Below are 5465 nucleotides of genomic sequence, written 5' to 3' on the forward strand. Positions count from 1 at the left end.
GGCGCCGGCGCCGGCCAAGCCCGCCGCCACGCCCGCCGCCCCCGCGGCCCCCGCCGCGAAGCCGTCGCCCGCCGCGATGGACCTGGCGCGCACGCTCGCCACGCAGGAGACGTGGAAGCGCGGGATGGACGGGCTCACCCAGTCCGTCGTCGGCCAGTTCCGCGGCCACCCCGGCTCCGAGCTGAGCATGCCGAAGGACTTCCCGGCGAAGGCGCGCACCGAGATCGAGGCGCTGCTCCCGTACGAGGAGCTCGTGAACATCCACGCCCGCCAGCTCTCGGCCGCGTACGGCGAGGCCGAGCTGAAGGATCTGCTCGCGTTCTACAAGTCGCCGCTCGGGCAGAAGACGCTGAAGGCCATGCCCGAGGTGCAGGAGAAGGTGGCGATCGAGACGCAGCAGCGGATCGAGCCGAAGCTGCCGCAGGTCATGCAGAAGCTCGCGAAGGACGTGAAGCCGCCCGCGGGTGGCGCGAAGGCGCCGGCCAAGGCCGCGCCCGCGAAGCCGGCGCAGCCGAAGAAGTAGCCGCCCCCGGGGGGCGAACCCGAGCGGGCGGCCGGGCGCTCCCCCGCTCCCGCGCCGGCCCGCGGTGGCTACCTTCACCGCGTGACCCCGCCGACCCCCGTCCGCGCCGGGCGCCTCGTGCGCCCGGCGGTCGCGCTCGCCGTCCTCACCGCGGCGAGCGCCCTCCTCGCCGCCGGCGGCGCCCGCGCCGCGCCGGCGCCGCTCGTCTACGTGGCGCTCGGCGACTCCACCGCCGCCGGGCAGGGCGGCGGCCCCGGCGGCGGCTACCCGCCGCGCCTCGCCCGCCGGCTCGAGGGGGCGGGACTCGCGGTGAAGCTCGTGAACCTGGGCGTCCCCGGCGCGACCGTGGCCGACCTGCGCCGCGACCAGCTCCCGCGCGCGCTCGACGCGAGCCCCGGCCTCGTCACCGTGGGGATCGGGATCAACGACCTCGTGCAGGGGCGGCCGCTCCGCGACTTCGCGCGCGACCTCGAGGTGGTGGCGGACTTCCTCCGGCACACGCGCGCGGTGGTGGTGATCTCCAGCCTGCCCGACCTGGGCGACTCGCCGTCCGCGAACGGCGCGCCCGCGGCGCTGACGCGCCGGCTCGACCAGTACAACGCCGCCATCGAGCGGGTGGCGGAGCGGCACGGGTTCCTGGTGGCGGACGCGTTCGGCGAGACGCGACGGACGGTGAAGCGGCTCGGCGCCGGCGCGGTGTTCGCCGCCGACGGCTTCCACCCGTCGGCGGCCGGCTACGACGCCTGGACCGACGCGCTCTGGCGGCCGGTGGAGCGGGCGCTCGGCGCGCGCCTGCAGGGCCGCCGGCCTCCCGCGCCGGCCGCGGCCGGGCGGCCGTGACGCCGCCGGGCCGGTGCGCTAGGGTCGCGGCCCATGGACGACCGCGAACGCCTGGAGCGGCACCGCCGGCTGTGGGAGGCGGACCACCGGCACCTCTGGCACCCGTTCACGCAGATGAAGGACTGGCTCCGCGAGGAGCCGCTCATCGTGGACGCGGCCGAGGGCGTCTACCTCGTGGACACGCTCGGGAACCGCTACCTCGACGGCGTGTCGTCGCTCTGGTGCAACGTGCACGGCCACCGGGTCCCGGAGCTCGACGCCGCGGTGCGCGCGCAGCTCGACCGCGTGGCGCACTCGACCCTGCTCGGCCTCGCCTCCACCGCGTCCATCGAGTGCGCCGAGGAGCTGGTCCGCCACCTGCCGCCCGGCCTGACGCGCGTGTTCTTCTCCGACGCGGGCGCCACCGCGGTGGAGATCGCCATCAAGATGGCGTTCCAGCACCACCAGCTCCGCGGCGACGAGCGCCGCACCGAGTTCGTGGCGCTGCACGGCGGCTACCACGGCGACACCATCGGCTCGGTCTCGGTGGGCGGCATCGACCTGTTCCACCGCATCTTCAAGCCGCTGCTGTTCGAGGTGCACCACGCGCCGCAGCCCTACTGCTACCGCTGCCCGCTCGGGAAGGCGCTGCCGGGGTGCGGGATGGCCTGCGCCGACGAGGTGGAGCGGATCCTCGAGGCGCGCGAGGGGAAGGTCGCCGCGCTCGTCATGGAGCCGCTCGTGCAGGGCGCGGACGGGATGATCACCCAGCCGCCCGGCTACCTGCGCCGCATGCGCGAGCTCTGCGATCGCCACGGCGCGCTGCTGGTCTGCGACGAGGTCGCGACCGGCTGGGGGCGCACCGGGACGACCTTCGCGGTGGAGCAGGAGGGCGTGCGCCCGGACCTCCTCACCATGGCGAAGGGGCTCACCGGCGGCTACCTGCCGCTCGCCGCCACCGTCACCACCGAGCACGTGTTCGAGTCGTTCCTGGGCGAGCACGCCGAGAAGCGGACCTTCTTCCACGGCCACACCTACGCCGGCAACCCGCTCGCCTGCGCCGCCGCGACCGCCTCGATGACGCTGTTCCGCGAGCGCGGGGTGGGCGCGGCGGTGCCGGGGAAGGCGGCGGCGCTCGCCCGCGCGCTCGCGCCGGCCGCGCGGCTCGCGCACGTGGGCGAGGTGCGCCAGCGCGGGCTGATGGTCGGGATCGAGCTGGTGCGCGACCGGGGCACGAAGGAGGAGTACGCGTACGAGCTGCAGGCCGGGCACCGGGTGATCCTCGAGGCGCGCAAGCTCGGCGCCATCCTCCGGCCGCTCGGGAACGTGGTGGTGCTCATGCCGCCGCTCGCCATGACCGAGGCCGAGCTCACGCGGCTGGCCGGGATCACGCTCGCCGCCATCGAGGCGGCCACCGCGAGGCTCTAGTGCGCGGGCTGTTCGTCACCGGCACCGACACCGGGGTGGGCAAGACCGAGGTGGCCTGCGCGCTCGTCCGCGCCGCGCGCGCCGCCGGCGTGGACGCGGTGGGCATGAAGCCGGCGCAGTCGGGCCACGTGCCGGGCGAGCCGTCCGACGCGGAGCGGCTCCGCGAGGCGTCGGGCGGCGTCGAGCCGCTCGAGGCGATCTGCCCGTACACCTTCGCGGCCCCGCTCGCGCCCGCGGCCGCGGCGCGGCTGGAGGGGCGCGAGGTGTCGCTGGCGCGGGTGGTGGACGCGGCGCGCGCGCTCGCGGCGCGCCACGCGGCGGTGGTGGTGGAGGGGGCGGGCGGGCTGCTCGTGCCGCTCACCGCGCGCGAGACCCACGCCGACCTGGCCGCGGCGCTCGGGCTGCCGGTGCTGGTGGTGGCGCGCGCCGGGCTCGGGACCGTGAACCACACCGCGCTCACCGTCGAGGCGCTGGAGCGGCGCGGCCTCGCCGTCGCCGGGATCGTGCTCAACCGCACCGGGCCGGAGGACGATCCCTCGGTGTCGCTCAACGCGGCCGAGATCGCGCGATTGACCCACCGTGAACCGCTCGCGCTGCTGCCGTGGGAGCCCGATATCGCGCGCCGGGCGCGCGCCCTCGGATCCATCCTCGCGGCGAAGATCCAGTTTTGAGCGCCTGGAGCGAAAATTGGATCGATCGCGAGATCGATCCTAGATCGCTGACGTGCCGAACGTCGTCGACCTCACGCTCGTCTCTCGCGCGCGCCGCGCGCTGCACGCCGTGCTCGAGGAGCGCGGCCTCGGGTTCTTCCTCGCCGCGGGCTCGCGCACGCCGCGCCTCGACCCGCGCCGCATCGCCTGGGTGGTGGAGGTGGCGCGCCGCCAGGTCTCGCTCCGCGCGCGCCGCGACCCCGACGCGCTCTCGCGCACCCGCCGCGTGCTGCGCCGCGAGCTGATCCGCCGGCTCACCGAGGCGATGCTGCAGGCGGGGCTGTAGCGCCCTTCGACGGCGGCGGGCTCCGGCCACGCTCCAGGGTGACCCTTCGACTCCGGCGGGGCTGCGGCCCGGCCCACGCTCAGGGTGAGCGGGCAGAGGAAGGCCGCTCATCCCGAGCGTAGCGCGGCCTGAAGGCCGCGCGGAGTCGAGGGACGCTACCGCGCGCTCGACTTCGCCACGTAGCGCAGGCGCAGGTCGGTGAGGAGGTTCTCGAGGAAGCGGGCCTCCTCGTCGGTGAGGTTGCCCTTCGTCTTCTCGGCCAGCATCGACAGGATGTCGATGGTCTGCTTCGCGAGCAGCAGGTTCGCCTCCGCGAGCTCGCCGGTCTCCGGGTGCGGCGCGTCGCCGAGGTGCACGAACGCCGAGGAGCCGAGCGACAGCACGAACGTGTAGAAGTCGATGGGCGCGGGCTGCTTCTCGTCGGCCATGGTCGATCCTCCGGGCGATCTAGTCGAAGTCGAAGGCGATGCGCTCGGAGGCGTAGCCGCGCTGGACGAGCAGCACGAGCCGCCCGCCCCGGCGGGCCCGGGCGGCGGCGCGCTGGAAGCCGGCCACCGACGAGACCTCCGCGGAGTTCACCTCGCGGACGAGGTCGCCCGGCTGCAGCCCGGCCTGGGCGGCGGGCGAGCGGCCGGCCACGCTGCGCACCACCACCAGCGTGCCGCCGGAGACGCGCTCCTCCGAGACGCGCAGGCCCACGCGCTGCTGCACCAGCTCGGCGGCGCGCTGCGGGGTCAGCTCGACGGCGGTGACGGTGGCCTGCACGCGCGCGCCGCGCCGCGAGAGGTCGAGCCGCGCGGCGCGGCCGATGGGGAGGTCGCGCAGCCGGAACAGGAGCTCCGCGGCGCTGCCCGGCGGCGTCCCGTCCACCGCCTCGACCAGGTCGCCGGTCCGCACGCCGGCGCGCTCGCCGGGCGACCCCGGGTCCACCCCGGTGACGCGCACGCCGCCCGAGCCCCCGTCCACCGACCCGTCCTTGCGCGGCAGGTCGTCCACCGAGATGCCGAGGTAGCCCTCGCGCACCTCGCCGTGGGCGATGAGGTCCTCGGCGATGCGGCGGGCCCGGTCGATGGGGATCGCGAAGCCGATGCCGGCGCTGCGGTCGCCCAGGATGGCGGTGTTCACGCCCACCAGCCGCCCGTCGATGTCGAGCAGCGGCCCGCCGGAGTTGCCGGGGTTGATGGAGGCGTCGGTCTGGATGAAGTCGAACATCATCCGGTCGCCGGCCTTGAAGTTGCGGTGCACCGCCGAGACCACGCCGGTGGTGACGGTGTGGGCGAGGCCGAACGGGTTGCCGATGGCGATCACCGTCTCGCCGATGAGCAGGTCGTCGGAGCGGCCGGTGGTGACGTAGGGGAGCTTCTCGCGGGTGTCGAGCTTCAGCACCGCGAGGTCCGACGACGGATCGGTGCCCACCACCTTGGCCATGAGCTCGCGGCCGTCGAGCAGGCCCACCCGGAAGCGGGCGCCGCGCTCCACCACGTGGTTGTTGGTGAGCACGTAGCCGTCGGGCGAGACGATCACGCCCGAGCCGAGCGAGGTGGTCGCGTAGCCCTTGCGGTAGCGCGGCCGCTCGAACAGGTCGCCGAACAGCAGGTCGCCCATCGAGCCGCCGCGCGGCTGCGAGGGGACGCGGATCCGGACCAGCTCCTCGGCGGAGACGTTCACCACCGCGCCGCGCACCTTCTCCACGGCGATC

7 protein-coding genes are annotated in these 5465 nt (G+C 75.4%); 5 read left to right on the top strand and 2 right to left on the bottom strand.

Going from position 1 to position 5465, the window contains the following annotated elements; translation table 11 throughout:
- The 5 genes from PSR1_RS21360 to PSR1_RS21380 all read left to right on the top strand — a co-directional run.
- Positions 1–523: DUF2059 domain-containing protein (locus tag PSR1_RS21360; protein ID WP_059439383.1), on the top strand; the 523-nt coding region annotated here is incomplete at its 5' end.
- An 81-nt stretch (positions 524–604) separates the two neighbouring features.
- Complete coding sequence (locus tag PSR1_RS21365; RefSeq protein WP_059439384.1) at positions 605–1363, top strand: SGNH/GDSL hydrolase family protein; 759 nt, start codon at positions 605–607, stop codon at positions 1361–1363.
- Positions 1364–1396: 33 nt separating this feature from the next.
- Entirely contained in the window at positions 1397–2770 is a 1374-nt protein-coding gene (gene bioA, locus PSR1_RS21370; protein WP_059439385.1) for an adenosylmethionine--8-amino-7-oxononanoate transaminase, read from the top strand.
- Entirely contained in the window at positions 2770–3441 is a 672-nt protein-coding gene (gene bioD / locus PSR1_RS21375; RefSeq protein WP_059439386.1) for a dethiobiotin synthase, read from the top strand. Before bioA ends, bioD begins: the two co-directional genes overlap by 1 nt.
- Before the next feature lie 52 nt (positions 3442–3493).
- Complete coding sequence (locus PSR1_RS21380) at positions 3494–3766, top strand: hypothetical protein (RefSeq protein WP_011419132.1); 273 nt, start codon at positions 3494–3496, stop codon at positions 3764–3766.
- 155 nt (positions 3767–3921) lie between these two features.
- Here PSR1_RS21380 and PSR1_RS21385 read toward each other — a convergent pair whose 3' ends face one another.
- Positions 3922–4194: a DUF1844 domain-containing protein gene (locus PSR1_RS21385; protein WP_059439387.1), complete on the bottom strand. Its 273-nt coding sequence runs from the start codon at positions 4192–4194 to the stop codon at positions 3922–3924.
- A gap of 19 nt (positions 4195–4213) precedes the next feature.
- Positions 4214–5465: trypsin-like peptidase domain-containing protein (locus PSR1_RS21390; RefSeq protein ID WP_059439388.1), on the bottom strand; the 1252-nt coding region annotated here is incomplete at its 5' end.

This window comes from Anaeromyxobacter sp. PSR-1 (assembly GCF_000964525.1).
Taxonomy (GTDB): Bacteria; Myxococcota; Myxococcia; order Myxococcales; family Anaeromyxobacteraceae; genus Anaeromyxobacter.